Consider the following 935-nt stretch of genomic DNA (forward strand, 5'->3'; position numbering starts at 1 on the left):
TACCTCCACCATGTGCTGCAGCACATCGGCAATGCCAGGACGGTTGAGGACATTGAAGCCCTGCTACCCTGGAAAACGCCTCTCAAAAAGATGCAAGAGGGCTGATTGTTTGGCGCTTACCAAAGATATTCATAGCACCTCCCTGCCCTCCGCGATATTGATCAGCCTCGGGAAGCTCAGAATGGCTGGCCTGCGTTACCTGCGGCAACAGACCCTTGCCGTCCAGATCAAAGCGAAGGAGACTGTTCGGCACAGGAGGTTGCATCTATGCCACCTCCTGCGGGAAAAGCTGCTGCATCAGGCCTTTCTTGAGGTTCTTGAGGGCGTCGAGCTTGTGCGACTCCAGCCCGATCACCTCGTCAAGGGAGGAGAGGCAGTGGGCGATTTTTTGTTGTTCGGTAGTCTCGGGCGGTATTGGAACAGGGTATTCTTTTATGGAGTTGATATCTCCGCGGGGCATTTTCACTCCCTTCGCCCCTGCCATGACGTAATTAATGAAACGATTATTCTTTAAAATGTGGGCAACGTATTGTCCGCCTTGGGAGTTTCTAGGTCTAAACACAAGAACATCATTTGATGCCCCGCCAGAGAAGTTGGCCGCCCAAACTTTTTTTAAGTAAGGTCGAATATTTGCGAGCAAAACATCCCCTGCTTGAAAAGAAGACACTGAATTAACAGTTGGGAGTTTGTTTGCAACAGCTACCCCGCCAAAATCTTGCAGAATATTCTCCGTGCTCACATAGTTGACATTCGAAATATCCTTGAGTTGTACCCTGTCATTGACAAGGGGGCAATGGCCTCTAGAGGTATAAATTCCCACGCCCCCGCCTCCCGAAAGTCGGGAAAGCGCAGGCGGGGTGTGGTTTCGCCCTCGGCGGGGAAGAGCTGCTGCATCAGGCCCTTCTTGTGCTGTTTCAGGGCCTGGACCTTTTTGG

General features: G+C 51.8%; 2 protein-coding genes. One reads left to right on the forward strand and one right to left on the reverse strand.

Going from position 1 to position 935, the window contains the following annotated elements; translation table 11 throughout:
* A partial coding sequence (locus ACOCD2_RS22280; RefSeq protein ID WP_371415010.1) for a transposase domain-containing protein occupies positions 1 to 105 on the forward strand: 105 nt, incomplete at its 5' end.
* Between the two features lie 160 nt (positions 106 to 265).
* Here ACOCD2_RS22280 and ACOCD2_RS22285 read toward each other — a convergent pair.
* The coding region (locus ACOCD2_RS22285; protein ID WP_419596375.1) for a restriction endonuclease subunit S at positions 266 to 935 on the reverse strand (670 nt) is incomplete at its 5' end.

Source organism: Thiolapillus sp., assembly GCF_048562965.1.
GTDB classification, from domain to species: domain Bacteria; phylum Pseudomonadota; class Gammaproteobacteria; order Chromatiales; family Chromatiaceae; genus Thiolapillus; species Thiolapillus brandeum_A.